This is a genomic window from Streptomyces sp. OR43 (assembly GCF_008042275.1).
GTDB lineage: Bacteria > Actinomycetota > Actinomycetes > Streptomycetales > Streptomycetaceae > Streptomyces.
In genome coordinates, this window is sequence record NZ_RDBK01000043.1 from 3,992,963 (window position 1) to 4,018,494 (window position 25,532).

At 71.9% G+C, this 25,532-nt stretch carries 21 protein-coding genes; 11 read left to right on the forward strand and 10 right to left on the reverse strand.

Annotated features, from left to right (window positions below; all coding sequences use genetic code 11):
* Positions 1-32: 32 nt before the first annotated feature.
* The 7 genes from EAO72_RS37115 (at position 33) to EAO72_RS37145 (ending at position 10,373) form a co-directional block, all read left to right on the forward strand.
* Positions 33-1,007 carry an LLM class F420-dependent oxidoreductase gene (locus tag EAO72_RS37115; protein ID WP_148021398.1) on the forward strand — a complete coding sequence of 325 codons (975 nt, stop codon included), beginning with the start codon at positions 33-35 and terminating at the stop codon, positions 1,005-1,007.
* Positions 1,008-1,041: 34 nt separating this feature from the next.
* The gene (mmuM, locus tag EAO72_RS37120) at positions 1,042-2,052 is read left to right on the forward strand and encodes a homocysteine S-methyltransferase (protein WP_148021399.1); all 1,011 of its coding nucleotides are present in this window, start codon (positions 1,042-1,044) and stop codon (positions 2,050-2,052) included.
* A gap of 43 nt (positions 2,053-2,095) precedes the next feature.
* Positions 2,096-3,616 carry a 3' terminal RNA ribose 2'-O-methyltransferase Hen1 gene (locus EAO72_RS37125; RefSeq protein WP_148021400.1) on the forward strand — a complete coding sequence of 507 codons (1,521 nt, stop codon included), beginning with the start codon at positions 2,096-2,098 and terminating at the stop codon, positions 3,614-3,616.
* Positions 3,613-6,288: a polynucleotide kinase-phosphatase gene (locus EAO72_RS37130; RefSeq protein WP_261991746.1), complete on the forward strand. Its 2,676-nt coding sequence runs from the start codon at positions 3,613-3,615 to the stop codon at positions 6,286-6,288. The genes EAO72_RS37125 and EAO72_RS37130 overlap by 4 nt, the downstream gene beginning before the upstream one ends.
* 100 nt (positions 6,289-6,388) lie before the next feature.
* Entirely contained in the window at positions 6,389-7,621 is a 1,233-nt protein-coding gene (locus EAO72_RS37135) for an arginine deiminase (protein WP_148021401.1), read from the forward strand.
* Positions 7,622-7,747: 126 nt separating this feature from the next.
* Positions 7,748-8,752, forward strand: coding sequence for an ornithine carbamoyltransferase (gene argF, locus EAO72_RS37140; protein ID WP_148021402.1), 1,005 nt, complete (start codon positions 7,748-7,750; stop codon positions 8,750-8,752).
* A 193-nt stretch (positions 8,753-8,945) separates the two neighbouring features.
* The gene (locus EAO72_RS37145; RefSeq protein WP_148021403.1) at positions 8,946-10,373 is read left to right on the forward strand and encodes an amino acid permease; all 1,428 of its coding nucleotides are present in this window, start codon (positions 8,946-8,948) and stop codon (positions 10,371-10,373) included.
* A 28-nt stretch (positions 10,374-10,401) separates the two neighbouring features.
* Here the strand turns inward: EAO72_RS37145 and EAO72_RS37150 are convergent, their stop codons facing one another.
* Positions 10,402-10,848, reverse strand: coding sequence for an ATP-binding protein (locus EAO72_RS37150; protein WP_148021404.1), 447 nt, complete (start codon positions 10,846-10,848; stop codon positions 10,402-10,404).
* A 242-nt stretch (positions 10,849-11,090) separates the two neighbouring features.
* Between EAO72_RS37150 and EAO72_RS37155 the strand changes: the two genes are divergently transcribed.
* Together EAO72_RS37155 and EAO72_RS37160 are read left to right on the forward strand one after the other, a co-directional pair.
* Entirely contained in the window at positions 11,091-11,918 is an 828-nt protein-coding gene (locus tag EAO72_RS37155) for an enoyl-CoA hydratase family protein (protein ID WP_148021405.1), read from the forward strand.
* Entirely contained in the window at positions 11,903-14,254 is a 2,352-nt protein-coding gene (locus EAO72_RS37160; protein ID WP_410090532.1) for a bifunctional salicylyl-CoA 5-hydroxylase/oxidoreductase, read from the forward strand. Before EAO72_RS37155 ends, EAO72_RS37160 begins: the two co-directional genes overlap by 16 nt.
* On the opposite strand, the gene EAO72_RS37165 is transcribed toward EAO72_RS37160, so the two are convergent.
* The 4 genes from EAO72_RS37165 to EAO72_RS37180 are packed head-to-tail and all read right to left on the reverse strand — an operon-like array spanning position 14,241 to position 17,998.
* The gene (locus EAO72_RS37165; protein WP_148021406.1) at positions 14,241-14,669 is read right to left on the reverse strand and encodes a hypothetical protein; all 429 of its coding nucleotides are present in this window, start codon (positions 14,667-14,669) and stop codon (positions 14,241-14,243) included. The two genes, EAO72_RS37160 and EAO72_RS37165, sit on opposite strands and share 14 nt — an antisense overlap.
* Positions 14,662-15,498 carry a GNAT family N-acetyltransferase gene (locus tag EAO72_RS37170; protein ID WP_148021407.1) on the reverse strand — a complete coding sequence of 279 codons (837 nt, stop codon included), beginning with the start codon at positions 15,496-15,498 and terminating at the stop codon, positions 14,662-14,664. Before EAO72_RS37170 ends, EAO72_RS37165 begins: the two co-directional genes overlap by 8 nt.
* Before the next feature lie 42 nt (positions 15,499-15,540).
* Positions 15,541-16,356 (reverse strand): PaaX family transcriptional regulator, encoded by an 816-nt coding sequence (locus EAO72_RS37175; protein ID WP_148021408.1) that lies wholly within the window; start codon positions 16,354-16,356, stop codon positions 15,541-15,543.
* A gap of 4 nt (positions 16,357-16,360) precedes the next feature.
* Positions 16,361-17,998, reverse strand: a complete 1,638-nt coding sequence (locus EAO72_RS37180) for an AMP-binding protein (protein WP_148021409.1) — start codon at positions 17,996-17,998, stop codon at positions 16,361-16,363.
* Between the two features lie 111 nt (positions 17,999-18,109).
* On the opposite strand from EAO72_RS37180, the gene EAO72_RS37185 reads away from it, so the two are divergent.
* A complete protein-coding gene (locus tag EAO72_RS37185) occupies positions 18,110-19,237 on the forward strand; it encodes an acyl-CoA dehydrogenase family protein (protein ID WP_148021410.1) in 1,128 nt (375 codons plus the stop codon).
* A complete protein-coding gene (locus EAO72_RS37190; protein WP_148021411.1) occupies positions 19,234-19,635 on the forward strand; it encodes a RidA family protein in 402 nt (133 codons plus the stop codon). The genes EAO72_RS37185 and EAO72_RS37190 overlap by 4 nt, the downstream gene beginning before the upstream one ends.
* A gap of 66 nt (positions 19,636-19,701) precedes the next feature.
* Here the strand turns inward: EAO72_RS37190 and EAO72_RS37195 are convergent, their stop codons facing one another.
* From EAO72_RS37195 to EAO72_RS37215, 5 genes are read right to left on the reverse strand one after another with little or no spacing between them, the layout of a single operon-like run.
* Complete coding sequence (locus tag EAO72_RS37195; protein WP_148021412.1) at positions 19,702-20,835, reverse strand: FAD-dependent monooxygenase; 1,134 nt, start codon at positions 20,833-20,835, stop codon at positions 19,702-19,704.
* A gap of 48 nt (positions 20,836-20,883) precedes the next feature.
* Positions 20,884-21,453, reverse strand: a complete 570-nt coding sequence (locus EAO72_RS37200) for a GTP-binding protein (protein WP_148021413.1) — start codon at positions 21,451-21,453, stop codon at positions 20,884-20,886.
* 6 nt (positions 21,454-21,459) lie between these two features.
* Positions 21,460-21,867, reverse strand: a complete 408-nt coding sequence (locus tag EAO72_RS37205) for a DUF742 domain-containing protein (RefSeq protein WP_148021414.1) — start codon at positions 21,865-21,867, stop codon at positions 21,460-21,462.
* Entirely contained in the window at positions 21,864-22,301 is a 438-nt protein-coding gene (locus EAO72_RS37210) for a roadblock/LC7 domain-containing protein (protein WP_148021415.1), read from the reverse strand. Before EAO72_RS37210 ends, EAO72_RS37205 begins: the two co-directional genes overlap by 4 nt.
* Positions 22,298-25,174 carry a nitrate- and nitrite sensing domain-containing protein gene (locus tag EAO72_RS37215; RefSeq protein WP_148021416.1) on the reverse strand — a complete coding sequence of 959 codons (2,877 nt, stop codon included), beginning with the start codon at positions 25,172-25,174 and terminating at the stop codon, positions 22,298-22,300. The genes EAO72_RS37210 and EAO72_RS37215 overlap by 4 nt, the downstream gene beginning before the upstream one ends.
* Positions 25,175-25,532: the final 358 nt, after the last annotated feature.

The window sequence follows — 25,532 nt, forward strand, 5'->3', positions numbered from 1 at the left end:
CGGTGAGGCGTCCGGAGGTGCAGGATGGATGCATGGATCTTCGAATCTTCACCGAGCCCCAGCAAGGGGCGAGCTACGACACACTGCTCACCGTCGCGAAGGCGGCCGAGGACCTCGGCTTCGATGCCTTCTACCGGTCCGACCACTATCTGCGCATGGGCCAGGGCGACGGCCTTCCCGGCCCGACGGACGCGTGGATCACGCTGGCCGGGCTGGCGCGCGAGACCAAACGGATCCGCCTCGGCACCCTGATGACGGCGGGGACGTTCCGGCTTCCCGGTGTACTCGCCATCCAGGTGGCGCAGGTCGACCAGATGTCCGGGGGCCGCGTCGAGCTGGGCCTGGGCGCGGGCTGGTTCGAGCAGGAGCACAAGGCCTACGGGATTCCCTTCCCCAAGGAGAAGTTCGGCCGGCTGGAGGAGCAACTGGCGATCGTCACCGGCCTGTGGGCCACCGAGGTCGGCAAGACGTTCAGCTATGACGGTACGTACTACCAGCTCACCGACTCGCCCGCGCTGCCCAAGCCCGCGCAGGCCAAGGTACCGGTGCTGATCGGCGGGCACGGCGCTAAGCGGACGCCGCGGCTGGCCGCTCAGTACGCCGACGAGTTCAACATTCCGTTCGCCTCGCTGGAGGACAGCGAGAAGCAGTTCGGCCGGGTCAGGGCGGCAGCCGCGGAGGCGGGCCGCGGGCCCGACGACCTGGTGTACTCCAATGCCCTGGTTGTCTGCGTCGGCAAGGACGACGCGGAGGTGGCACGCCGGGCCGCCGTCATCGGACGGGACGTGGCGGAACTGAAGGCGAACGGACTGGCCGGCTCGCCCGCCGAGGTCGTCGACAAGATCGGCCGGTTCGGGGCGATCGGGGCGTCGCGCATCTACCTCCAAGTGCTGGACCTCGGCGATCTGGAGCACCTGGAGCTGATCTCGTCGCAGGTCCAGTCACAGCTCGACCGAGGAAACAGCGCGGTTGAAGGCGCAGCTCGACTGAAGAAGCAGCTCGGCTGAGAGCAGAAGTCGACTGACGGAAAAGGAGCCTCCGGTGTCACCCGCTCGCGATCCCAGCCGCGATCCCGGCCGCGATTTCGCCCGTGATCCCGTCCCTGATCCCGGCCGTTCGGCCGGGCCGCCGTCCCGCGCGCTCGCCACCGCGCTCGCGGCGGGAACCGTGCTGCTCGACGGCGGGCTCTCCAACCAGTTGGAGGCGCAGGGCTGCGATCTGACCGACGACCTCTGGTCGGCCCGGCTGCTCGTGGACGGACCGGGACAGATCGAGGCCGCGCACATGGCGTATGTGCGGGCGGGTGCGCAGGTGCTCATCACGGCCGGCTATCAGGCGAGCTTCGAAGGGTTCCGGCAGCGCGGGATCGAGCGGGCCGAGGCGACGGGGCTCTTCGCCCGCAGCGTGGAGCTGGCCCGCCGCGCGGCCGGGACGGTGGACCGGGACGTCTGGGTCGCGGCCTCGGTCGGCCCGTACGGGGCGGTGACGGCGGACGGGGCGGAGTACCGGGGCCGCTACGGGCTCACGGTCCGGGAACTGGAGCGCTTCCACCGCCCCCGGATCGAGGCACTGGCCGCCGCCGGCCCCGATGTGCTGGCGCTGGAGACGGTGCCGGACACGGACGAGGCGCAGGCGCTGCTGCGGGTGGCGGGGGAGTGCGGGCTGCCGGTCTGGCTCTCCTACACCGTGGCCGGTGACCGGACCAGGGCCGGGCAGCGGCTGGAGGAGGCGTTCGGTCTCGTCGCCGGGGAGGAGCAGGTGGTGGCGGCCGGGGTGAACTGCTGCGATCCGGCCGACGTGGAGGGGGCGGCCCGGGTGGCGGCGGAGGTGACCGGGAAGCCGGTCGTCGTCTATCCGAACAGTGGTGAACGCTGGGACGCGCAGGACAGGGCGTGGACCGGAGGCGCCACGTTCGACCCCGGACGGATCCGGGCCTGGCAGGACGCCGGTGCGCGGCTGGTCGGCGGCTGCTGCCGCGTCGGCCCTGCCACCATCGCGGAACTGGCCGCACTGCTCGGCGAAGGAGGGGCACCCGAGCCCGGGGAGAGCTGAAAATGCCTGGTGAGGGCGAGTGAACCGGACCATACTCGGACGCGTGTTCCTGACGATCAGTACCACCGGCACCCCGGAGCGTCCCGCCACCGATCTCGGCTTCCTGCTGCACAAGCATCCCGAGAAGGCGCAGACGTTCTCCACCTCGCACGGCATCGCGCATGTCTTCTATCCCGAGGCATCCCCGGAGCAGTGCACAGCCGCTCTGCTGCTGGAGGTGGATCCGGTGGCGCTGGTGCGGCGGGGCAAGGGCAAGGGCCGCGGCGGCGCCCCCGACGCGGCGCTCGCGCAGTACGTCAACGACCGCCCCTACGCCGCGTCCTCGCTGCTTTCCGTCGCGATGAGCACCGTCTTCAAGTCCGCGCTGAGCGGCACCTGCAAGGCGATGCCCGAGCGGGCGGCGGAGCCGATGCCGTTGCGGATCGAGGTTCCCGCCCTGCCGGCCCGTGGTGGTGCCGAGCTGGTGCGGGCGCTCTTCGGTCCGCTCGGCTGGTCCCGCGTGGAGGCGGTGGCCGTGCCGTTGGACGAGCAGTTCCCCGAGTGGGGGGACTCGCGGTACGTACGGCTCGTGCTGGAGGGCGAGCTGAGGCTCGCGGACGCCCTGCGCCAGCTGTACGTCCTGCTGCCGGTGCTCGACGACGCCAAGCACTACTGGGTGGCGCCGGACGAGGTGGACAAGCTGCTGCGGGCCGGCGAGGGCTGGCTGGCCGACCACCCCGAGCAGAAGCTGATCACCAGCCGGTATCTGTCGCGGCGCTGGGGGCTGACCCGGCAGGCGATGCAGCGGCTGGAGCTGCTGCGGCTCGCCGAGTCCGATGACCTCGAAGTCGAGAGCATCGACAACGCGGTCGACGAGACGGCCGACACGGAGGAGCGGCCGGTGCCGCTCGCCGAGCAGCGCAGGGCCGCGATCCTGGCCGCGCTGACCGCTGTGGGGGCGAGCCGCGTGCTCGACCTGGGCTGCGGCCAGGGCCAGTTGGTTCAGGCACTGCTGAAGGATGTGCGCTTTACCGAGATCGTCGGCGTGGACGTCTCGATGCGTGCCCTGACGATCGCCTCGCGCCGGCTGAAGCTGGACCGGATGGGAGAGCGCCAGGCCGCCCGGGTGACGCTTCGGCAGGGCTCGCTCACGTACACGGACAAGCAGCTCAAGGGGTACGACGCGGCGGTGCTGAGTGAGGTCGTCGAGCACCTCGAGCTGCCGCGGCTGCCGGCCCTGGAGTACGCGGTGTTCGGCGTGGCCCGCCCCCGTACCGTGCTCGTGACCACGCCGAACGTCGAGTACAACGTCCGCTGGGAGTCCCTGCCTGCCGGACACGTCCGGCACGGCGACCATCGCTTCGAGTGGACCAGGGCCGAATTCCGGGACTGGGCGGGCGAAGTGGCCCGCAGGCACGGGTACGGGGTGGAGTTCGTCCCCGTGGGCCCCGACGACCCCGAAGTGGGCCCGCCCACCCAGATGGCCGTGTTCACGATGACCGCGGCCGACACGACCGACCCGGCCGAACCGACCGCCACTACCGCCACGACCGACGCGACCGAGAAGGAGGCGAAAGCCGCATGAGTAACACCAGCCCCAGCGACCGCAGCAGCGACAGTACCCGCAGCAGCGACAGCACCCGCAGCAGCGACCGCGACCGCGCCGGGCGCGTCCTGCCGGTGACCGACCTCTCCCTCGTCGTCCTCATCGGGGCGAGCGGATCGGGCAAGTCCACCTTCGCCCGCGGGCACTTCAAGCCGACGGAGATCATCTCCTCGGACTTCTGTCGTGGCCTCGTCGCCGATGACGAGAACGACCAGAGCGCCAGCCGGGACGCCTTCGACGTCCTGCACTACATCGCGGGAAAGCGGCTGGCCGCCGGACGGCTGACCGTCGTCGACGCCACCAACGTCCAGTCGGAGAGCCGCCGTCAGCTGGTGCAGCTGGCCCGGGAACACGATGTGCTGCCGATCGCGATCGTCCTCGACCTGCCTGAAGAGGTCTGCCTCGCGCGCAACGCGGGCCGGCCCGACCGTGCCGACATGCCCCGCCACGTCGTCCAGCGCCACCGCCGGGAGCTGCGCCGTTCGCTGCGCGGTCTGGAGCGTGAGGGCTTCCGCAAGGTCCACATCCTGCGCACCGAGGAGGAGGCCGAGCACGCGGAAGTGGTTCTGGAGCGCCGCTACAACGACCTCCGCCACCTCACCGGCCCCTTCGACATCATCGGTGACATCCACGGATGCAGCTCCGAACTGGAGACGCTGCTCGGCAAGCTCGGTTACGTGGACGGCACGCACCCCGAAGGGCGCACGGCGGTGTTCGTCGGCGACCTCGTCGACCGCGGACCCGACAGCCCCGGTGTGCTGCGCCGCGTCATGTCCATGGTCGCGGACGGCAACGCGCTCTGCGTTCCCGGCAACCACGAGAACAAGCTCGGCCGTTACCTCAAGGGCCGCAAGGTCCAGCAGACCCACGGACTCGCCGAGACCATCGAGCAGCTGGAGCGGGAGGATGCCACGGACCCGGAATTCCGGGGCCGGGTCAGGGAGTTCATCGACGGCCTGGTCAGCCACTACGTGCTGGACGACGGCAAGCTGGTCGTCTGCCACGCCGGCCTGCCCGAGAAGTACCACGGACGCACCTCCGGGCGGGTCCGCTCGCACGCCCTCTACGGCGACACCACCGGCGAGACCGACGAGTTCGGCCTGCCGGTGCGCTACCCGTGGGCGGAGGACTACCGGGGCCGGGCCACCGTGGTCTACGGCCACACGCCCGTGCCGACCACCTCCTGGATCAACAACACCATCTGCCTGGACACGGGCGCCGTGTTCGGCGGGAAGATGACCGCGCTGCGCTGGCCGGAGCGCGAGCTCGTCGACGTACCGGCCGAGCAGGTCTGGTACGAGCCGGTGAAGCCGCTCACCACGGAGGCGCCGGGCGGCAGGGAGGGACGGCCGCTGGACCTCGCCGATGTGCAGGGCCGCCGGATCGTGGAGACCCGCCACATGGGCCGGGTCGCCGTGCGCGAGGAGAACGCGGCGGCGGCGCTGGAGGTCATGAGCCGGTTCGCCGTCGACCCCCGGCTGCTCGCCTACCTTCCGCCGACCATGGCACCGACCGCCACCTCGCAGCAGGAGGGCTATCTGGAGCACCCGGCCGAGGCCTTCGCGCAGTACCGGGCGGACGGTGTGGCCAAGGTCGTGTGCGAGGAGAAGCACATGGGCTCCCGGGCCGTGGCCCTGGTCTGCCGTGACGCGGCAGCGGCACGGGAGCGGTTCGGAACCGGCGCCTTCGGGACCGGCGGCCACGCAACCGGGGACTCCGCGACCGGCGACCCCGGCAAGGGCGGCCCGACCGGCGCGCTGCACACCCGCACCGGACGGCCGTTCCTGGACGACCCCGCGCTCACCGAGGCCGTGCTGGACCGGCTGCGCCAGGCCGTCACCGCCGCCGGGCTGTGGGAGGAGTGGGACACCGACTGGGTGCTGCTCGACGCCGAGCTGATGCCCTGGTCCCTGAAGGCGTCCGGGCTGCTCCGCTCGCAGTACGCGGCGGTCGGCGCGGCGTCGGGCGCCGTCTTTCCCACGGCCACCGGGGCGCTCGCGGCGGCGGCGGCACGCGGTGTCGACGTCGGCGCGCTCGCGGAGCGGCAGCGGGGCCGGGCCGAGGACGCGGCCGCGTTCACCGAGGCCTACCGCCGCTACTGCTGGAGCACGGAAGGACTCGACGGCGTACGGCTCGCGCCCTTCCAGGTCCTCGCCGTGCAGGGCCGCTCGCTCGCCTCCGTACCCCACGACGAGCAACTGGCCTGGCTGGACCGGCTGGTGGAGCACGACCCCACCGGTCTTCTCCAGGTCACCCGACGGCTCGTCGTCGACACCGCCGACGAGGCCTCGGTCCGCTCGGGTGTCGACTGGTGGCTGGAGATGACCGGCCGCGGCGGCGAGGGCATGGTCGTCAAGCCGCTCGGCGCGCTCGTCAGGGACGGCAAGGACCGTCTCGTCCAGCCCGGCATCAAGGTGCGCGGCCGGGAGTACCTGCGGATCATCTACGGCCCCGAGTACACCCGCCCGGAGAACCTGGACCGGCTGCGCGGCCGCTTCCTCGGTCACAAGCGGTCGCTCGCCCTGCGCGAGTACGCCCTGGGCCTGGAAGCCCTGGACCGGCTGGCCGAGGGGGAGCCGCTGTGGCGGGTCCACGAGGCGGTGTTCGCGGTCCTGGCGCTGGAGTCGGAGCCGGTGGACCCGCGGTTGTGACGGGTGCCGCCGGGCCGGAACCGTTCGCGGTCCGGCCCGGCGGCAGAACCGGCTGGCGATTCGCCGGGTGAACGGTGTCCCGCGCGGTGAGGATGAGGGCATGGGATTCCATGTCGACTCCGAGGCCGGGCGGCTGCGCCGCGTCATCCTGCACCGCCCCGATCTGGAACTGAAACGGCTCACGCCGGAGAACCGGGGCGCGCTGCTCTTCGACGACGTGCTCTGGGTGCGCCGGGCCCGCGAGGAGCACGACGGCTTCGCGGACGTACTGCGCGACCGCGGCGTGGAGGTGCATCTCTTCGGCGACCTGCTCCGTGAGTCGCTGGAGATCCCCGTGGCCCGGCGGCTCGTGCTGGACCGGGTCTTCGAGGAGAAGGAGTACGGACCGCTGGCCACCGAACACCTGAGGGCCGCCTTCGAGGAGCTGTCCACCGCCGACCTCTGCGAGGCACTGGTCGGCGGGATGACCAAACGGGAGTTCCTGGAGCGTTTCCGCGAGCCGACCTCCGTGCGTTTCCACGTCATGGACCTGGACGGCTTCCTGCTCGGCCCGCTGCCCAACCACCTCTTCACCCGGGACACCTCGGCCTGGATCTACGACGGGGTCTCCATCAACGCCATGCGGTGGCCGGCCCGGCAGCGCGAGACCGTCCACTTCGAGGCGATCTACCGTCACCACCCGCTCTTCACGGGTCCGGACGCCGGCGCCTTCCACCACTGGTCGGAAGGGCAGGACGACTACCCCTCCACCATCGAGGGCGGCGACGTCCTGGTCATCGGCCGGGGGGCCGTGCTCATCGGAATGAGCGAACGCACCACCCCGCAGGCCGTGGAGATGCTGGCCCGCGGCCTCTTCGACGCCGGATCCGCCCGGACGATCGTGGCCCTCGACATGCCCAAGAGCCGGGCGTTCATGCACCTCGACACGGTGATGACGATGGTCGACGGGGACACCTTCACCAAGTACGCGGGTCTGGGCATGCTCCGCTCGTACACCATCGAACCCGGGGACGGGCCGCGTGATCTCAAGGTCACCGACCATCCGCCCGAGCACATGCACCGCGCCATCGCCGAGGCGCTCGGCCTGGAGTCGATCCGGGTCCTGACCGCCACCCAGGACGTGCACGCGGCCGCGCGCGAGCAGTGGGACGACGGCTGCAACGTCCTGGCCGTCGAGCCGGGCGTCGTCGTCGCCTACGAGCGCAACGCCACCACCAACACCCATCTGCGCAAGGAAGGCATCGAAGTCATCGAGATCCGCGGCAGCGAACTCGGCAGAGGCCGTGGCGGCCCGCGCTGCATGAGCTGCCCGGTGGTCCGGGACCCGGTGTAGGCGCGGGGCGCGGAGCGGGCGGGCTAGCGGGGGAGAGGACGGGGGCTCTGTATAGCGATGCGTTGCATCGTATAGACTTCCAGAGTTACGGTATGCGCCCCTCCGTCCGACCCAGGAGCAGTCACCATGGCCATAGACCTCGCAGGCCGCCACTTCCTCAAGGAGCTGGATTTCACGGCCGAGGAGTTCCGCGGCCTGATCGCCCTGGCCGCGGAGCTCAAGGCCGCGAAGAAGGCGGGGAACGAGGTCCAGCGGCTGCGCGGCAGGAACATCGCGCTGATCTTCGAGAAGACCTCGACCCGTACCCGCTGCGCGTTCGAGGTGGCCGCCGCCGACCAGGGTGCCTCCACCACCTACCTGGACCCCTCGGGCTCCCAGATGGGGCACAAGGAGTCCGTGAAGGACACCGCCCGGGTCCTCGGCCGGATGTTCGACGGGATCGAGTACCGCGGCGACAGTCAGGAGGCCGTCGAGGAACTGGCGGCCCACGGCGGCGTGCCCGTCTTCAACGGGCTCACCGACGACTGGCACCCCACCCAGATGCTCGCCGACGTCCTCACGATGACCGAGCACAGCGAGAAGCCGCTGGAGCGGATCGCCTTCGCCTACCTCGGCGACGCCCGGTTCAACATGGGCAACTCCTACCTCGTCACCGGGGCCCTGCTGGGAATGGACGTCCGGATCGTCGCACCGAAGGCCTACTGGCCCGCCGACGCCGTCGTCGCGCGGGCCCGCGAGCTCGCGGCGGTGAGCGGGGCCACGGTCACGCTCACCGAGGACATCGCCGAGGGCGTGCTGGGCGCCGACTTCGTCGTCACCGACGTCTGGGTCTCGATGGGCGAGCCCAAGGAGGTCTGGGACGAGCGCATCGCCGCCCTCGCGCCGTACGCCGTCACCATGGACGTCCTGCGGGCCAGCGGGAACGACGGCGTGAAGTTCATGCACTGCCTCCCCGCCTACCACGACCTCGGCACCAAGGTGGGCCGGGAGATCCACGCCCGGCACGGCCTCACCGAGCTGGAGGTCAGTGACGAGGTCTTCGAGTCCGCGCACTCCGTCGTCTTCGACGAGGCGGAGAACCGGATGCACACGATCAAGGCCGTGCTGGTGGCGACGTTGGCCACGCGCTGACACGGTCGTACCGCATGACCATGCACCCAATTGGGTGAACATGCGTAGGGGTGCCTACTATGGTCCCCGTTGGTGGGGTTCGAGCTCGCACGCTCGAACCCCATTTTCGTGTCCGGCGACCGGCCCCCACTGCCGGCGCCGCACTGTTCCCCCCACCTGTACGGCCTGTACCGCCAGAGATGAGACCACCGCCGTGAGCCCCCTGCGCCTTCCCGGCCCGCCGCACCGCGTCAAGGACCCCCACCAGCTGATCGCCGAGTCCGGCGCCGACCTGGAGGGCCACGGGCTCCGGCGCACCATGGGACTCTTCCAGCTGGTGTGCTTCGGGGTCGGAGCCGTCGTCGGCACCGGCATCTTCGTCGGCCTGTCCGACAGCGTCGCCGAAGCCGGTCCCGCCGTCGTGCTGTCCTTCGTCCTCGCGGCCGTGACCTGCATCTTCACCGCGTTCTCGTTCGCCGAGCTGGGCAGCGCGATCCCGGTCTCCGGCAGCTCGTACTCCTTCGCCTACGCCACCCTCGGCGAGCGCGCCGCCTTTCTCGTGGGCTGGTGCCTCCTCCTGGAGTACGGCGTATCGGTGTCGGCCGTGGCGGTGGGCTGGAGCCAGTACGTCAACGAACTGCTCGACAGCCTCTTCGGGTGGCAGCTGCCGGCCGCGCTCTCCGCCGGTCCCGGCGACGGCGGTGTGATCAACCTGCCCGCCGTGCTCGTGGTGATGATGGCCGCGACGCTGCTGGTACGCGGCATCCGGGAGAGCGCCGGGGCCACGGCCGCGATGGCCGTCCTCAAGATCACCATCCTGATCATGTTCTGTGTGATCGCCTTCACCGCCTTCGAGCACGACAACCTCACGCCGTTCCTGGCCCACGGCCCAGGCGGCGTCACCGCGGGCGCGTCGCTGGCGTTCTTCTCGTACATCGGCTTCGACGCCATCACCACCGCAGGTGAGGAGGTCAGGAATCCGCGGCGCAACATCCCGATCGCGATCATGATCTGCATCGGTCTGGTCACGCTGCTCTACTGCGCGGTGGCCCTCGCCGCGATCGGCGCCCTCGGACCGGAAGCCGTCTCCGACAAGCCGGCCGCGCTCTCCATCGTCGTCGACCAGGTGACCGACTCGACGGTCGGCGGCGGAATCATCGCGTTCGGCGCGATCGTCGCCATCGCCTCGGTCGTTCTCGCGGTCATGTACGGACAGACCCGCATCCTCATGTCGATGTCGCGCGACGGCCTGGTCCCGCGGGTCTTCGAGCGCGTCTCGCCGCGGACCGCGACTCCGGTCGCCAACACCTGGATCGTCGCCGTCGTCTTCGCCGTCCCGGCGGCCTTCTCCTCGCTCGACGTGGTGGTGAACCTGACCACCATCGGGACGCTGGCCACGATGGTGGCCGTGAATCTCGCCGTGATCGTGCTGCGCCGCCGCAATCCGGAGGTGAAGGGCTCGTTCCGGGTGCCGCTCTACCCGCTCAGCCCGCTGCTCGGCGTCGCCTTCTGCGTGTATCTGATGTACGGGACCGGATGGTCGACCTGGGTGCAGTTCGCCGTGTTCCTGGCCGTCGGCGCGGCGGTGTACGCCGGCTACGGCCGCGGCCGCTCACGGCTGGCGCACCGGACCGGAGCCTGACGGGCCGCCCGGCCACGAGGCCGCCCGGTCAGGAGGCGGGCCGGGCGGGCGACGGCAGGGTGAACCACACCGCTTTGCCGCGCTCCGTCGTGCGGTGGCCGCAGGACGAGCTGAGGGTACGGATCAGCAGCAGCCCCCGCCCGTGCTCCTGCCACGGGTCGGGTATGTCGTCCGGTCCCGGACGGGAGAGGTCGCCCGGCGGGGCCGGGTCGCCGTCGTGCACCTCCACCTGGCAGCCCGACGGCAGGAGCTCCACCACCAGCTCGACGGGCTCGTCGCCCGGGGTGTGCTCCACGGCGTTGGCGACCAGTTCCGCGGTCAGCAGTTCGGCGGTGTCGCTGTCGGCGAGTGCGCCGGAGTCCGCGTCGATGGATGCCAGCACCGAACGGATCAGCGCCCGGGCGATCGGCACGGCAGCCGCGGAGTGCGGCAGCGTGATCCGCCAGACGGCGGGTGCGGGGGCATCGGACGGCACGGCGGGGCTTCCGTTCGGGAGAGCGTGAACAGTCCTGGGCTCAAGAATTTCCGGAGCTCAAAACTTCTTGGTTTCAACCATACGAATCCCCACGACCCGGGCAAGGGCCTGCCGACCGGTGCGAACGGGACCTTCGTCACTGCTTTCCCCTCTCCGTCTATCGCGTACTCGTGACGGAAGTCACGTACGGGTGATAAATTCGGGGCCAGGCAGCAGCCCGACGGCCGAAGGGGACACCCTCGATGAGTCCGTTTCCCAGCTCCGCGTCCCGTACGGAGAACTGGCACCACCTGCGGGTCACGACGCAGGACGGCGTCGTCACGGTCACCCTCGCCCGGCCCGAGAAACTCAACGCGCTGACCTTTGGCGCCTACGCCGATCTGCGCGATCTCCTGGCCGAGCTGTCGAGGGAGCGTTCCGTGCGCGCCCTCGTGCTGGCCGGGGAGGGGCGCGGCTTCTGCTCGGGCGGCGATGTGGACGAGATCATCGGCGCCACCCTCGCGATGGACACCGCCCAGCTGCTGGACTTCAACCGGATGACCGGGCTGGTGGTACGGGCCCTGCGCGAGTGCCCTTTCCCCGTCGTCGCGGCCGTGCACGGAGTCGCCGCCGGGGCGGGCGCCGTGCTCGCGCTCGCCGCCGACTTCCGGGTCGCCGACCCCTCCGCGAAGTTCGCCTTCCTCTTCACCCGCGTGGGGCTCTCCGGCGGCGACATGGGCGCCGCCTATCTGCTGCCCAGGGTCGTCGGCCTCGGCCACGCCACCCGGCTGCTGATGCTGGGCGACCCCGTCCGCGCCCCCGAGGCCGAACGGATCGGGCTGATCAGCGAACTGGCCGAGGAGGGCGGGGCCGACGAACGGGCCGCGGCGCTCGCCCGGCGCCTCGCCGACGGGCCCGCGCTCGCCCTCGCCCAAACCAAGGCACTGCTCACCGCCGAACTCGACATGCCGCTGGCCGCCTCCGTGGAGATGGACGCCTCCACCCAGGCCCTGCTGATGCACGGCGAGGACTACGCCGAGTTCCACGCCGCCTTCACCGAGAAACGGCCGCCGAAATGGCAGGGCCGGTGATCCGGGTGACACCCCCCGAAGCCCGGCTCCCAGGCCCGCCACCTGCCGGACGCGAAGCGAAAGCACTCCGCCGGATCGCCGTCATCGGCGGCGGACCCGGCGGGCTCTACGCCGCCGCCCTGCTCAAACGGCTCGGCCCGGAGCGCGAGATCACCCTATGGGAGCGCAACGCCCCCGACGACACCTTCGGCTTCGGCGTGGTCCTCTCCGACGAGACCCTCGGCGGCATCGAGCACGCCGACCCGGCCGTCCACGCCGCACTCCAGCGCGAGTTCGTCCGCTGGGACGACATCGACATCGTCCACCGCGGCCACACCCAGACCTCCGGCGGGCACGGCTTCGCGGCGCTCGGCCGCCGCCGGCTCCTGGAGATCCTGCACGAGCGCTGCGCCGCTCTCGGCGTCCGCCTCCGCTTCCGGGAGGAGGCACCGCCCGCCGCCGAACTGGCCGCCTCCCACGACCTGGTGATCGCGGCCGACGGCGTCCACAGCCGCACCCGCGACGCCCACCCGGACCGCTTCGGGCCGCACATCACCGCCCACCGCTGCCGCTACATCTGGCTCGCCGCCGACTTCGCCCTGGACGCCTTCCGCTTCGAGACCGCCGAGACCGCGTACGGCGTGATGCAGCTGCACGCCTACCCCTTCTCTCCCGACGCCTCGACCGTCATCGTCGAGATGCGCGAAGAGGTCTGGCGCGCGGCCGGATTCGACACCTGCGACCCCGCCGAGTCGACCCGGCACTGCGCCAAGATCTTCGCCGACGCCCTCGGCCACCGGCCCCTGCGCTCCCACCACTCGTCCTGGCTCACCTTCCGCACCGTCGTCAACGAGCACTGGTCCCACGGGAACACGGTCCTCCTCGGCGACGCCGCCCACACCGCGCACTTCTCCATCGGCTCCGGCACCAAACTCGCCGTCGAGGACGCCCTCGCCCTCGCCGCCTGCGTCGAGGAACAGCCGGACCTGCCCGCCGCCCTCGCCGCGTACGAGAGCGAGCGCCGGCCCGTCGTCGAGTCGACCCAGCGCGCCGCCGCGGCCAGCCTGCGCTGGTTCGAGGAGCTGGGTACGTACGTCGACCAGCCGCCCCGCCAGTTCGCCTTCAACCTCCTCACCCGCAGCCGCCGCGTCACCCACGACAACCTGCGGCTGCGCGACGCCTCGTTCACCGCGGCCGTCGAGGACGAGTTCGGCTGCGCCCCCGGCACACCGCCGATGTTCACCCCGCTGCGGCTGCGGGCCCTGGAGCTGCGCAACCGCGTCGTCGTCTCGCCCATGGACATGTACTCGGCCACCGACGGCGCCCCCGCCGACTTCCACCTCGTCCACCTCGGCGCGCGGGCGCTGGGAGGCGCCGGCCTGGTCATGACGGAGATGGTGTGCGTGAGCCCCGAGGGCCGCATCACCCCGGGCTGCACCGGCCTCTACACCGACGAGCAGGCCGCCGCCTGGACCAGGATCACCGGCTTCGTGCACACCGGATCTCCCGGCACCGCGATCGGGATCCAGCTCGGCCACTCCGGCCGCAAGGGCTCCACCAAGCTCATGTGGGAGGGCATCGACCAGCCGCTCGACGACGGCAACTGGCCCCTGACCGCCGCCTCCGCGCTGCCGTACGCGCCGGGCGTCAACCAGACACCGCACGCTTTGGACCGCGCCGGCCTGGACGCCGTCCGGGAGCAGTTCGCGGCCGCCGCCGAGCGCGCCGACGCCTGCGGGTTCGACCTCCTCGAACTGCACTGCGCCCACGGCTATCTGCTCTCCGGCTTCCTCTCCCCGCTCACCAACCACCGCACCGACGCGTACGGCGGAACCCTCGCCAACCGGCTCCGCTTCCCGCTGGAAGTCTTCGACGCGGTCCGTGAACGATGGCCCGAGGACCGGCCCATGACCGTCCGGATCTCCGCGACCGACTGGGCCGAGGGCGGGACGACGGGCGAGGACGCCGTCGAGATCGCCCGCGCCTTCGTCGCGCACGGCGCCGACGCCATCGACGTCTCCACCGGTCAGGTCGTTCCCTGCGAACGGCCCGAGTACGGGCGCTCGTACCAGACCCCGTACGCGGACCGGATCCGCAACACACTGTGCGTGCCCGTCATCGCGGTCGGCGCCCTCTCCTCCTGGGACGACGTCAACTCCCTGCTCCTCGCGGGTCGCGCCGACCTCTGCGCGCTGGCCCGCCCGCATCTGTACGACCCGCACTGGACCCTCCACGCGGCAGCCGACCAGGGCTACACCGGACCGGGCGCCCCCTGGCCGCTTCCGTACCGCGCGGGCAGCCGCCCCCCGCCGACCGGCCGCACGGACGCACCGAAACCGCGGCTCACCCTGGACTGAGCGGCAGGCACTCGTGGCAGAGGCAGGGATCGGGGTGCGGGGCGGCGTGATGGGCGTGGCGCCCATGGCGCGCGATCCGCTCCAGCAGTGCGGCCAGCTCCTCGGCCTCCTCCCGGGTCCGCGCCCGGGTACCGCACCGCTTCAGTACGGCCGGGCTGTAGACCAACCGGGCCCGGAAGGTGTGCAGATGCCGGGTCCCGGTGTCGATCGTGATCCACCGCCCGGTGTGCCGGCCGTGCCCCACCGCGGTCAGCTGCTCGTTTCCCATCCCGGGATAGGTATCGACGACGTAGACCTTCGCCCCGCCCCGGAACGCCTTCGTGCCGGGCCGGAACTCCTGCCCCAGATCCCCGTACCGCCGCCACCGTACGACGTTCGCCGCGACCAGCCACCGGGGTTCGGGTACCTCATCCATCGCTCTCCTCCGCGCTGATCACCAGCCGGTCCGAGACGGCCCGGTAGCCGATGCGGGTGTACACGCCGTTGCTCGTCGGGTTCGCCAGGTCGGTGAAGAGCAGCACCTCGTCCGCGCCCGCCGCCCGCGCCGCGCCGCTCACCTCGGCGGTCACGGCCGCCGCGTAGCCCCGGCCGCGGTGCTCAGTTGGTGTGTAGACGGGCGCGACGCGTGCGGTGCCGGCGATCCGCGGCGAGATGCCCGCCATCGACACGGGGACACCGTCGTGCTCCCAGAGCGTCAGCCGGCCCTCCGCCGTCCGCTCGTCGACCGCCCGCCCATGGCGGGCGCCGGATCCGCCCGGACCGCCGGTCTCGGCGGAGAACGCGGCGTACCAGCGCAGCAGCAGCTCCCGGTCCGCCGCAGTCGCTGTCCTCGCCCGGCCACCAGGAGCGGGCGACGGCACCGTCAGCTCGCCCAGCCGGTACAGCCGCTGCTCCTCGTCGACGCGGTGGCCCGGCCAATGCGCCGCCACCGCCCGGGCGGTGGCCCGGTCCGCGTTCACCCGGGTCAGCCGGCGGGCGGCCATCAGCGGGGCGATCGCCTCGGGCGCGACCGCGTTCAGCGTCGCGGGGTAGGGCGGCGTATGGAGCAGGGTGCCCGCCACCTCGCCGTCGGCGCCGCGCCACCAGCCCAGTACCGGAGCGTGGTCGCCGTAGGCGCGGGGCCCGTGGCGGCGCAGGGCCGCGGTGACGGTCAGCAGGACCGTGCTCTCGGCGGGCCGGGCGCTCAGCGAGGGGCCGGCCGTGGTGAGAAAGACATCGACGTCGTCCGTGAAGGTCCAGGTCATGCCCCGGCATTCTGCCGGGCGTACCGCGACCGGGGCACGCGGTTATCCGCGGACGAACGCGGCACCGGCATCCCGCAGCCGCTCGTGCAGCAGCCCGAACACCTGCGCCGACCTGCCGCCCGGCCACGCCGGCGGAAGGAGCTCCTTCGGCAGCCCCGGATCCGCGTACGGCACCTGCCGCCAGGAGTCCAGCGCCAACAGGTAGTCGCGGTACGCCGTCTCCGGAGCGGCCGCCTCGTCCGGGCGCGCCTCCCAGGACCGCAGGACCGGCTCGTGCCGCTCCAGGAAGTCCTCGTGCAGCCGGGCCACGGCGTCCAGGTCCCACCAGCGCGCCACCGACTCCGCGGTGGCCGCGAACCCCAGGTGGTCGCCGCGGAAGAGCTCCACGTACGCGGTGAGGTCCAGGCGTTCCAGGGTGTGCCGGGTCTCCTCGTGCAGGGCGGCCGGCGCGATCCACACGCCGGGGGCGGCCGTCCCGAAGCCGAGCCCGGACAGCCGTGAGCGCAGCAGGTGCCGCTTGTGGCGTTCGGCCTCCGGCACGGAGAACACGGCGAGCACCCAGCCGTCCTCGATGCGCGGGTCCGGATGCCGGTAGATCCGCCGGTCCCCGTCGTCGAGCAGCTGGCGGGCGTCGGCCGAGAGCGCGTACCCCGCGGCCCCGCCCGGCGTCCGCGCCGCGACGAGCAGGCCCCGCCGCTTCAGCCGGGAGACGGAGGACCGTACGGCGGGGGCCTCGACACCGACGGCGCCGAGCAGCCGGACGAGTTCCGCCACCGGTATCGGGGCGTCGCCCGGGGTGCGGCCGTACGCACCGTAGAGCGTGACGATCAGCGAGCGGGGAGTGTGCGGTTCGACCATGTGATCATTCTCGGCCCGGTGTGCCGGACTCCGCACCGGGATCGTCCGCGCGAAGCCGGAACCGCTGCAGTTTGCCGGTCGCGGTACGGGGGAGAGCGGGCAGGAACGTGATGAGGCGAGGGCATTTGTGCGGGGCCAGCTCGGAGCGCATGAAGGCGCGCAGCGCGTCGGCCGTCAGCCCCGAGCCCTCCCGGCGCACCACGTACGCCGCGACGATCCGGCCGCGCAGCTCGTCCGCACGGCCCACCACCGCGGCCTCCGCCACTTCGGGGTGGCGCAGCAGGGCGTCCTCGACCTCGGGGCCCGCGATGTTGTAGCCGGAGGAGATGATCATGTCGTCGGCGCGGGCCACGTAGCGGAAGTAGCCGTCCGCGTCGCGCACATAGGTGTCGCCGGTGAGGTTCCAGCCGTGCCGGACGTAGTCCCGCTGCCGGTCGTCGGCGAGGTAGCGGCAGCCGACCGGGCCGCGCACCGCGAGCAGCCCGGGTTGGCCGTCCGGCACCGGTTCGCCTTCGGCGTCCACGACCCGAGCCTGCCAGCCGGGGACCGGGACGCCGGTGGTGCCGGGGCGGACGGCGTCGTCGGCGGCGGAGACGAAGATGTGCAGCAGTTCGGTGGCGCCGATGCCGTTGATGATCTTCAGGCCGGTGCGCTCGTACCAGGACTGCCAGGTCGCGACGGGCAGGTTCTCGCCCGCGGACACACAGCGGCGGAGCGCGGAGAGGTCGTGCCCGTCGAGCTGGTCGAGCATCACCCGGTAGGCGGTCGGGGCGGTGAACAGCACCGAGACCCGGTGTGCGGCCAGGGCGGGCAGCAGTTGCTTGGGGCCCGCCTGTTCCAGCAGCAGGGCCGACGCGCCGGCCCGCAGCGGGAAGACGACCAGACCGCCGAGCCCGAAGGTGAAACCCAGCGGCGGACTGCCGGCGAAGACGTCGTCGGGCACCGGCCGCAGGACGTGCCGGGAGAAGGTGTCCGCGATGGCCAGCACATCGCGGTGCAGATGCATACAGCCCTTGGGGCGCCCGGTGGTCCCCGAGGTGAACGCGATCAGTGCCACGTCGTCCGCCGCGGTGTCCACGGCCCGGTAGGGGCCCGGCCGGGCCGTGGCCAGCCGCAGCAGGTCGTCGGGTGCGTCGCCGCCGTACGCCGTGATCCGCAGCCCGGGCACGTCGGCCTTCACCAGGTCGTCGACGGTCCGGACATCGCACAGCGCATGACTGACGCGGGCGATCGAGCAGATCGTGGCGAGTTCCGCCGCCCGCTGCTGGGCCAGTACGGTGACGGCGACCGCGCCGGCCTTCAGCACCGCCAGCCAGCAGGCGGCGAGGTGCGGTGTGGTGGGGCCGCGCAGCAGCACCCGGTTGCCGGGCACGACCCCCAGGTCCGAGGTGAGGACATGGGCGATCCGGTCGACCAGGTCCCGCAGCTCCCCGTAGCTCAGCACCGTGCCGTCGGGCGTACGGAAGGCGGGCCGGCCGGGCCCGAAGCCCTCGGCCGTACGGTCCAGGAGCTCGGCGGCGCAGTTGAGCCGGTCCGGATAGTGCAGCTCGGGCAGGTCGAAGACCAGTTCCGGCCACTGGTCGGCGGGCGGCAGATGTTCCCTGGCGAAGCTGTCGATGTGCGCTGAGGTATTCGGTTCCACGAAGGATCGCCCCCTTGTCGCCCTTGGAGCGTATCGTTTGGGTGACGGTAGTCAACGGTGCGCGATAAAACACACGGTTTCCGACGGGACTTCGACCAGAGAGGCGCCGGTATGACGGCATTCTCGCTCGATCCGGCACAGACCGCCTGGTGCGAGGAGCTGCGCACCCTGGCCGAGGAACGGCTGCGCCCGCTCGCGGAGAAGGGCGAGCCGGGGCACGTCAACCGCCCGCTGGTGGCGGCGCTCGGCGAGCTCGGGCTGCTGGACCGGCTGCTCGGCTCCGGCGCGCTCGATCTGTGCCTGCTGCGCGAATCGCTCGCCCGCGGCTGCACGGAGGCCGAGACTGCCCTGGCGCTCCAGGGTCTCGGGACGTACCCGATCGTGCAGGCGGGCACCCCCGCCCACCGCGAGCGCTGGCTCCCCGAGGTCCGCGCCGGCCGCGCCGTCGCCGCCTTCGCGCTCAGCGAGCCCGGGGCCGGTTCCGACGCGGCGGCCCTGGCCCTGGACGCCGCGCACGCGCCGGACGGCTGGCGGCTGACCGGCGAGAAGTGCTGGATCTCCAACGCCCCGGAGGCGGACTTCTACACCGTCTTCGCCCGGACGACGCAGGGCGCCGGAGCGCGGGGCGTCACCGCGTTCCTGGTCCCCGCCGACCGCCCCGGCCTGAGCGGCACCCCGCTGGACATGTTCTCCCCGCACCCGATCGGCACGCTCCGCTTCGACGGAGTCCCGGTCACCCCGGACGACGTACTCGGCGAACCGGACCGGGGCTTCCGGGTCGCCATGAACACCCTCAACCTCTTCCGGCCCAGCGTCGGCGCCTTCGCCCTCGGCATGGCCCGGGCCGCGCTCGACGCCACCGTGGAACACACCGCCACCCGCACCGCGTTCGGCGGACCGCTGAGCGGCCTTCAGGCCGTCTCCCACCAGGTCGCGGAGATGGCCACCCGCACCGAGGCCGCCCGGCTCCTCGTCTACGCGGCCGCCGCCGCGTACGACGCGGGGGAAGCGGGCGTCCCGCGGCGGGCCGCCATGGCGAAGCTGTACGCCACCGAGACCGCGCAGTACGTCGTGGACACCGCCGTCCAGCTGCACGGTGCCCGCGCCCTGCGCCGCGGCCATCTGCTCGAACACCTCTACCGCGAGGTCCGCGCCCCGCGCATCTACGAGGGTGCCAGCGAGGTGCAGCGCACCATCATCGCCAAGGAGCTGTACGCGAACCGGGAGCCGTCCGCATGAGCCCGATCCACCGGATCAACCCCGCCGAACTCTCCCCGCCCGCCGGCTTCTCGCACGCGGTCACCGCCACCGGGAGCCAACTGGTCTTCCTCGCCGGGCAGACCGCCCTGGACCAGCGGGGCGACATCGTGGGAAACACCCTGCCCGAGCAGTTCGCCGCCGCGCTCACCAACCTGCTCGGCGCCCTGCGCGCGGCCGGGGGCGCCCCCGGCGACCTGGCACGGGTCACGGTCTACGCCACCGATGTCGCCGACTACCGGGCGAACGCCGCCGAACTGGGCCGGATCTGGCGGCGGCTGGCGGGCCGCGACTACCCGGCGATGGCGGTCATCGGGGCGGTGCGGCTCTGGGACGAACAGGCCCTGGTCGAGATCGACGGGGTGGCGGTCCTGCCCTGACAGCGCGAACGCCCCGTACGGGCCCGGGAATCCGGGCCGTACGGGGCGTTCGGCCCGGACGGTGTCTCAGTACGGCTGCACCAGCACGTGCGCCGCACCCGGGATGCCGACCTTCAGCAGCTCGTCCTCCTCGGGCGTCGTCTCCCCGCCCGTCTCCTGCTTGAGCACGGCGTGCGACAGGGACTGCACCCACATCGCGCGGGGGCGCCGACGGGCCTCCCAGGCGTCGAGCGCCGCCGCGACGCCGGCCTCGGCGTCCAGCGCCTCGGCCAGCACCAGCGCGTCCTCGACGGCCATCGCCGCGCCCTGCGCGAGGTGCGGGGTGCTCGCGTGCGCGGCGTCACCGGCCAGCACCACCCGGCCGACGTGCCACGGCTCCTCGACGGTCACCTGGGAGATCCGCGAGTACACCACGGCCTCCGGTCCGGTGACGGCGGCGAGCGCCTCGGCGACCGGGCCGGAGAACATCGGCAGCCGCTCCTTGAGCTGCTCGTGCGCCTTCTCCGCGTCGGGCCGGAAGTCCTCGGGCTCGGCGAACACCGCACCCAGGTACATCAGCTCGTCCGTGATCGGGGTGAGCAGTGCCTTGGCGGCCTGGCCCGCGCTGCCCATGACGACGCCCTTGACCTGCTCCTGACGGGGCACGGTGACCCGCCAGTTGGCGAAGCCGGTGTACTGGGGGACGTAGCGGTCGCCGTACAGCCGGGTGCGCAGCGGCGAGCCGATGCCGTCGAAACCGACGACCAGGTCCCAGCGCGCGGCCGAGCCGTCGGACAGGGTGACGTCCACGCCCTCGCCGTCGTCGGCGAGCTCGGCGATGGTCGCGCCGAAGCGGATCGTCGCACCGGCCGCCGTGGCCGCCGTGCCGAGGATCCGGGAGAGCGCGGGGCGCGGGATGCCGTTGTTGGACGGGGCGTCGCCCATCCGGGGCTGCGGGATCTCGGCCAGGGTGTTGCCGGCCGGGTCGGCGATGGTCAGGATCTCCCACTCGAAGCCCGCCTTGAGGCAGTCGTCGAGGACCCCGATCTCCCGCATGACGTGCAGGGCGTTGGACGGCTGGATGATGCCGACGCCCAGGGCCTCCAGCTCGTCGCGGAGTTCCACGACCTCGACCGTGTGACCGCGCCGGGCCAGGGCGGTGGCGAGCGTCAGCCCGCCGATGCCGCCGCCGTGGATCAGGACGCGCAGGGGTGTTGCCATATCGGTTCCCTCCAGTGGGGGAAAAGTGCGAAGTGTCGGGGGAGGTGATCAGCCGGCCGCGACGGGCAGGCTCATCAGGTGGTCCACGAGGGCCAGCAGCACGTCACGGCCGAACGACCGCTCGCGTACGTCGCCGACCAGCAGGGGGACATGCGGATCGAGGTCGAGAGCCGCTCTGATCTCGTCCGGGGTACGGCTGTTGTGACCGTGGAAGCAGTTGATCGCCACGACGAACGGGATGTCCCGGCTCTCGAAGAAGTCGATCGAGGCGAAGCTGGTCTCCAGCCGGCGCGTGTCGGCGATGACGACGCCGCCGAGCGCTCCGTTGACCAGGTCGTTCCACATGAACCAGAAACGTTCCTGGCCCGGGGTGCCGAACAGATAGACGACGAGCTCCGGACTGACCGTGATCCGGCCGAAGTCCAGGGCCACGGTGGTCGTGTCCTTCTGTCCGACACCGGCCAGGTCGTCGACGCCGATGCTGGCCTTGGTCAGGAACTCCTCGGTGCGCAGGGGCGCGACCTCGCTGACCGCGCCCACGAGGGTGGTCTTGCCGACGCCGAAACCACCGGCGACGAGGATTTTCACGGCGGCGGGGGCCGCCTGACTGATGGTCATCTTGGCTCAGAGTCTCCCGAGTCCGTCACGAAGGGCGGCCAGCATCCCCATGTCGGCACCGCCGGCCGCCCGGGCCACCGAAAGGGGCGCGCGGGCGAGCAGCAGGCCCTGGGCGACCAGGTCCGCCAGCAGGATCTTGGTCACCGAGACCGGGAGGTTGAGGTCCGCCGAGACCTCGGCGACCGCGGCGGGACGCCGACAGCGCTCCAGGATCATCCGGTGCTCCGGCTGGAGCCTGCCCGGATGGACTGCCGCGCCGTGCCCGTCCCGCGGGTCGTGCGCGGTCGTCAGCACGGTGATGAGGGTGAAGTCGTCCCGCTCGGGAGCGGTCCGGCCACGGGTGATGGTGTACGGGCGCACCATCGTGCCCGCACCGTCCTCCTCCGTCTCCTCGTCCTCCCAGTGCGGGGTCACGCGAGCGGCCCGTCCCCGCCGCCGAAGGCGTTGAAGTCGCCCCGCACCGGGGTGCTGAGCTTCTGGCCGACCTGTTGGACGAGGTTGTGCATGGCCAGCGACATGATCTCGGCATCCACCTCCTGGGAGGCGACGACGGCCAGGTGCGTGCCCTGGGCCGCGGAGATGATGAAGAGCCACAGGTCCGACAGCTCGACGATCACCTGGTGTACGTCGCCGCCGTTGAAGAGCTGGCCCACACCGCGGGCCAGGCTCTGCTGGCCGGTGCAGATGGCCGCCAGCCGCTCGGCGTCGGACCGCTCGACGGTGCGCGAGTGGCTCACCACCAGACCGTCGTCGGACAGCAGCACGGCGTTCAGGGTCTCGGCCACCGAGTCCACCAGACCGTCGAGCAGCCAGTCGAGGTCCTGGTGAGTGGCGGTAGTGCGTGTCATGACCGTTCTTCTCTCGTGGGGAGGGGGGCAGGGGGGTCGGGCTGCGTCGGCGGCTCGTCGGTCGCGCGGGCGGCGCGGGACCGGCGCTGGAAGGCTCCGATGGCAGCCCCGGCGCGGCGCGGGGCCGGACGGGACTGCGGGTTGGCCGGCCGGCTCGCCGTCGCGGACGCGGCGGGCGAGGCCGGTGTGACCCGCAGTTCGTCCACGAGGCTTGCCTGGCGTACCCGGCGCGGCAGCGGGGGCTCCGCGGCGGGTGAGGCCGGCAGAGCGGGCCGTCCCGGCCCGCTCTCGCGGCCGGTCGTACCCGCCGCCGGGGGAGCCGGATGGTCGGGTTCGGCCACCGGGAGCCGTCCCGGGTGCCCGGCGGCCGGTTCCGGCTGCCGGGGCCCGGGCACCGGGAAGCCGGCCGGGCCGGGKACGCCCGCCGCGTACGGACCCAGATACGGCTGGTGCGGAGTCATGTACGGCTCCTCGGGCGTCTGGTAGGGCTGGTGCGGTACCGGGTACTGGCCCTCGGCCTTCATGTACGGCTGCTCGGCATGGGCGTACGTGTCCTGGTGGGACGCGCCGAACGCGCTGTCGGCCGGGCTGCCGTACGGGCTGCTCCCGTCCGTGGCGCCGTACGGGGACGCGGGCACGTCGTGGCCGTACGGGCCTCCCTGCGCACTCCCCGGCGTGCTGTCGGCGTACGGGGTGTACGGGGTCACCGGTTCACCGAACGGGGCGTCGGCGGTGGCCGGCTGCGGCTGCTCCTCCCGGTCGGGGAAGGGCTCGTCCGCCACCGTGTAGGGCGCGCCGGTGGTCTCGAACGGCGCGCCCGAGGCGTGCAGAGCGGTGACCCCGGCGAGCGCCTGGCCGCGGCCGCGGCTGGGCAGTGCGTCGGCGTCCCGCGTGGGTGCGGGTTCCGGGGCCGGTGCGGCGCCCGTCTCCTCGGGGGACGGGACGGCCACCGGACCGGAGTGCGGTCCGGGGACGGTGAGCGCCTCGGGGACGAGCAGGACGACCCGGGTGCCGCCGAAGGCCGACTGGCGGAACTCGACCCGCAGGCCGTGCTGGTCGGCGAGGCGCGCGATCACGTACAGACCGAGCCGGATGTCGTCGGCGTGTGCCAGCACGTCCATCCGGGGCGGCCTGCTCATCAGCTCGTTGGCGTCGGCGAGCTGGTCCTCCTCCATGCCGAGCCCGCGGTCCTCGACCTCGATGGCCAGGCCCCGGCTGACCCGGGCCGCCCTGACCTCGACGGGGCTGGGCGGCTTGGAGAAGGTGAGGGCGTTCTCGATCAGCTCCGCCAGCACATGGGAGACCGGGCCGACGGCCCGCTCCGCGAGCCAGGGAGCGCCGTCCAGGTCCAGCACCACGCGCTGGTAGTCCTGCACCTCGCCCTGGGCGGAGCGCATGACGTCGAGCAGCGGTACGGGCTTGCGCCAGCGCCGGTGCGGGGAGCCGCCGGCGAGGATCACGAGGTTCTCCTCGTAGCGCCGGAGGCGGGCGGTGAGGTGGTCGAGGTCGAAGAGGCCGTCGAGCACCTCGGGGTCCTCGTGCTTGCGCTCCAGCTCGTCCAGCTTCTTCAGCTGCTGGCCGATCAACTGCTGGGTGCGGCGCGCGATGCGCTGCAGCAGCCGTTCGAAGCCGCGGTGCTGGTCGGCCTGTTTGACGGCCGCCTGCAGCGCGCTGGTACGGGCCAGGTCGAGAGCGGCGCCGAGCTGGGTCAGCTCGTCGGCCTTGCTGCCTTCCTTGCGGTCGTGACCGATGGCACGGGCCTCGGCCTCGACATCGATGCGCTCGCCCTTGCCGAGACGCTCCACGACGTCGGGCAGCGTCTTCTCCAGTTCCTCGGCCCGCTCCTGGAGCCGGCCGATCCGGCGGCGCAGGTTACGGGTGAGGCGCCAGGTGATCCAGATGACGGCGATGACGGCGAGGAGGCCGACGACCGTGGTGATGGCGACCCTGATCAGCAGGGAGAGGACACTGTCCTTGCCGTTCGCGACGACCAGGTCGGTGCGGTGCTCCATCAGCTTCATCAGCTGGGGCGTGAGCTCGTCCATCGCGCCGCGCCAGGTCTTCTCGTCGACGCCGAGCTTGACGAAGCCGGCGCTGTCGGGATCGGCGGGCCGCAGGACCTGGTTCTCCACCCTGGTCTTGGTCTTCCAGGCCGAACTGCCGGAGATCTCGTCCCACATGGCCCGCTCGTCCGCCGGCAGGTAAGGGGCGACCTTGTTGGCGTACTGGAAGGACTGGCCGGAAACGGCCTCGCGGACCTGCTGGAGGTCGCCCGTGCTCAGCTTGCCCCTGGACCAGCCGCGGGCCAGCAGGGCGTCCGAGCGCGAGATCATCTCCTTGGCCCAGAACAGGTCGACGAGCGGTTGCGAGAGCGTGGTGATCTCGCCGTTGTCCACATGGCTGAGCGCGGTGAAGAGCTTCATGTCGACCGCGATCAGTTCCGTGTAGTAGCCGTACACGGCCTTCTGCTGGTCGTTGTCCCCCTCGTCGACGAGGGTGCGCTGGGCCGGGAGTTGGGTGATCGCCGTACGGGCCTGGGCGACCGCGTCCCGGACCTCGCCGGGGGCGTCGTCGGTGGCGATGTCCGAGAGGGACTGGAAGCTGGTGATCGCTTCGTCGGTCAGCTTGCGCTGCTTGCGCAGCGCATCGGTGGCACCTCCGGGGCGGGCCAGAGCTTCGGCGCTCAGCCGTCGCTCCTCCTGCAGGTTGTAGTACACGATGTTGGACGGCTGGCCGGCCTTCTGGGCCAACAGCCCCTGGGCCGCTTGCCTTTGGAAGTCGAGCAGAGTCTGACCACTGGTGACGGCCCAGAGGGCGGCCAGTGCTACACCGGGGACGATGGCCAGTACGAGCAGGGCCGTCCGCAGCGACATTGTGGTCGAGTCGCTCCGCCTTGACGCGCGCGTGCGCAGGGCATGCTCCTTGACGATGATGCCAGCCTCGCGACTGGCCAAATCCGTTGGAAACTTCGACAGATAGATATTAGTCACACTGCAAAAAAGGAAAGGAAGCGGGCTCACATGTGCATCACCGATCACCCACAGAAACACCATCAACGCGCGGAGCTGTCCGGAAAGTGACGTTACGACAGCGGCCCCGCGAAGCGGAGGCATTGGTTCGGAGAGCTTCCGCGATGCGGGATGACGGCCCGTCGCCGTCCGTGCGGCGCGCCGTACGGGTGAAGCGCGGCCGGGGATATATCTGTACTTAGTGCTCTTTGTCTGTTCTGTG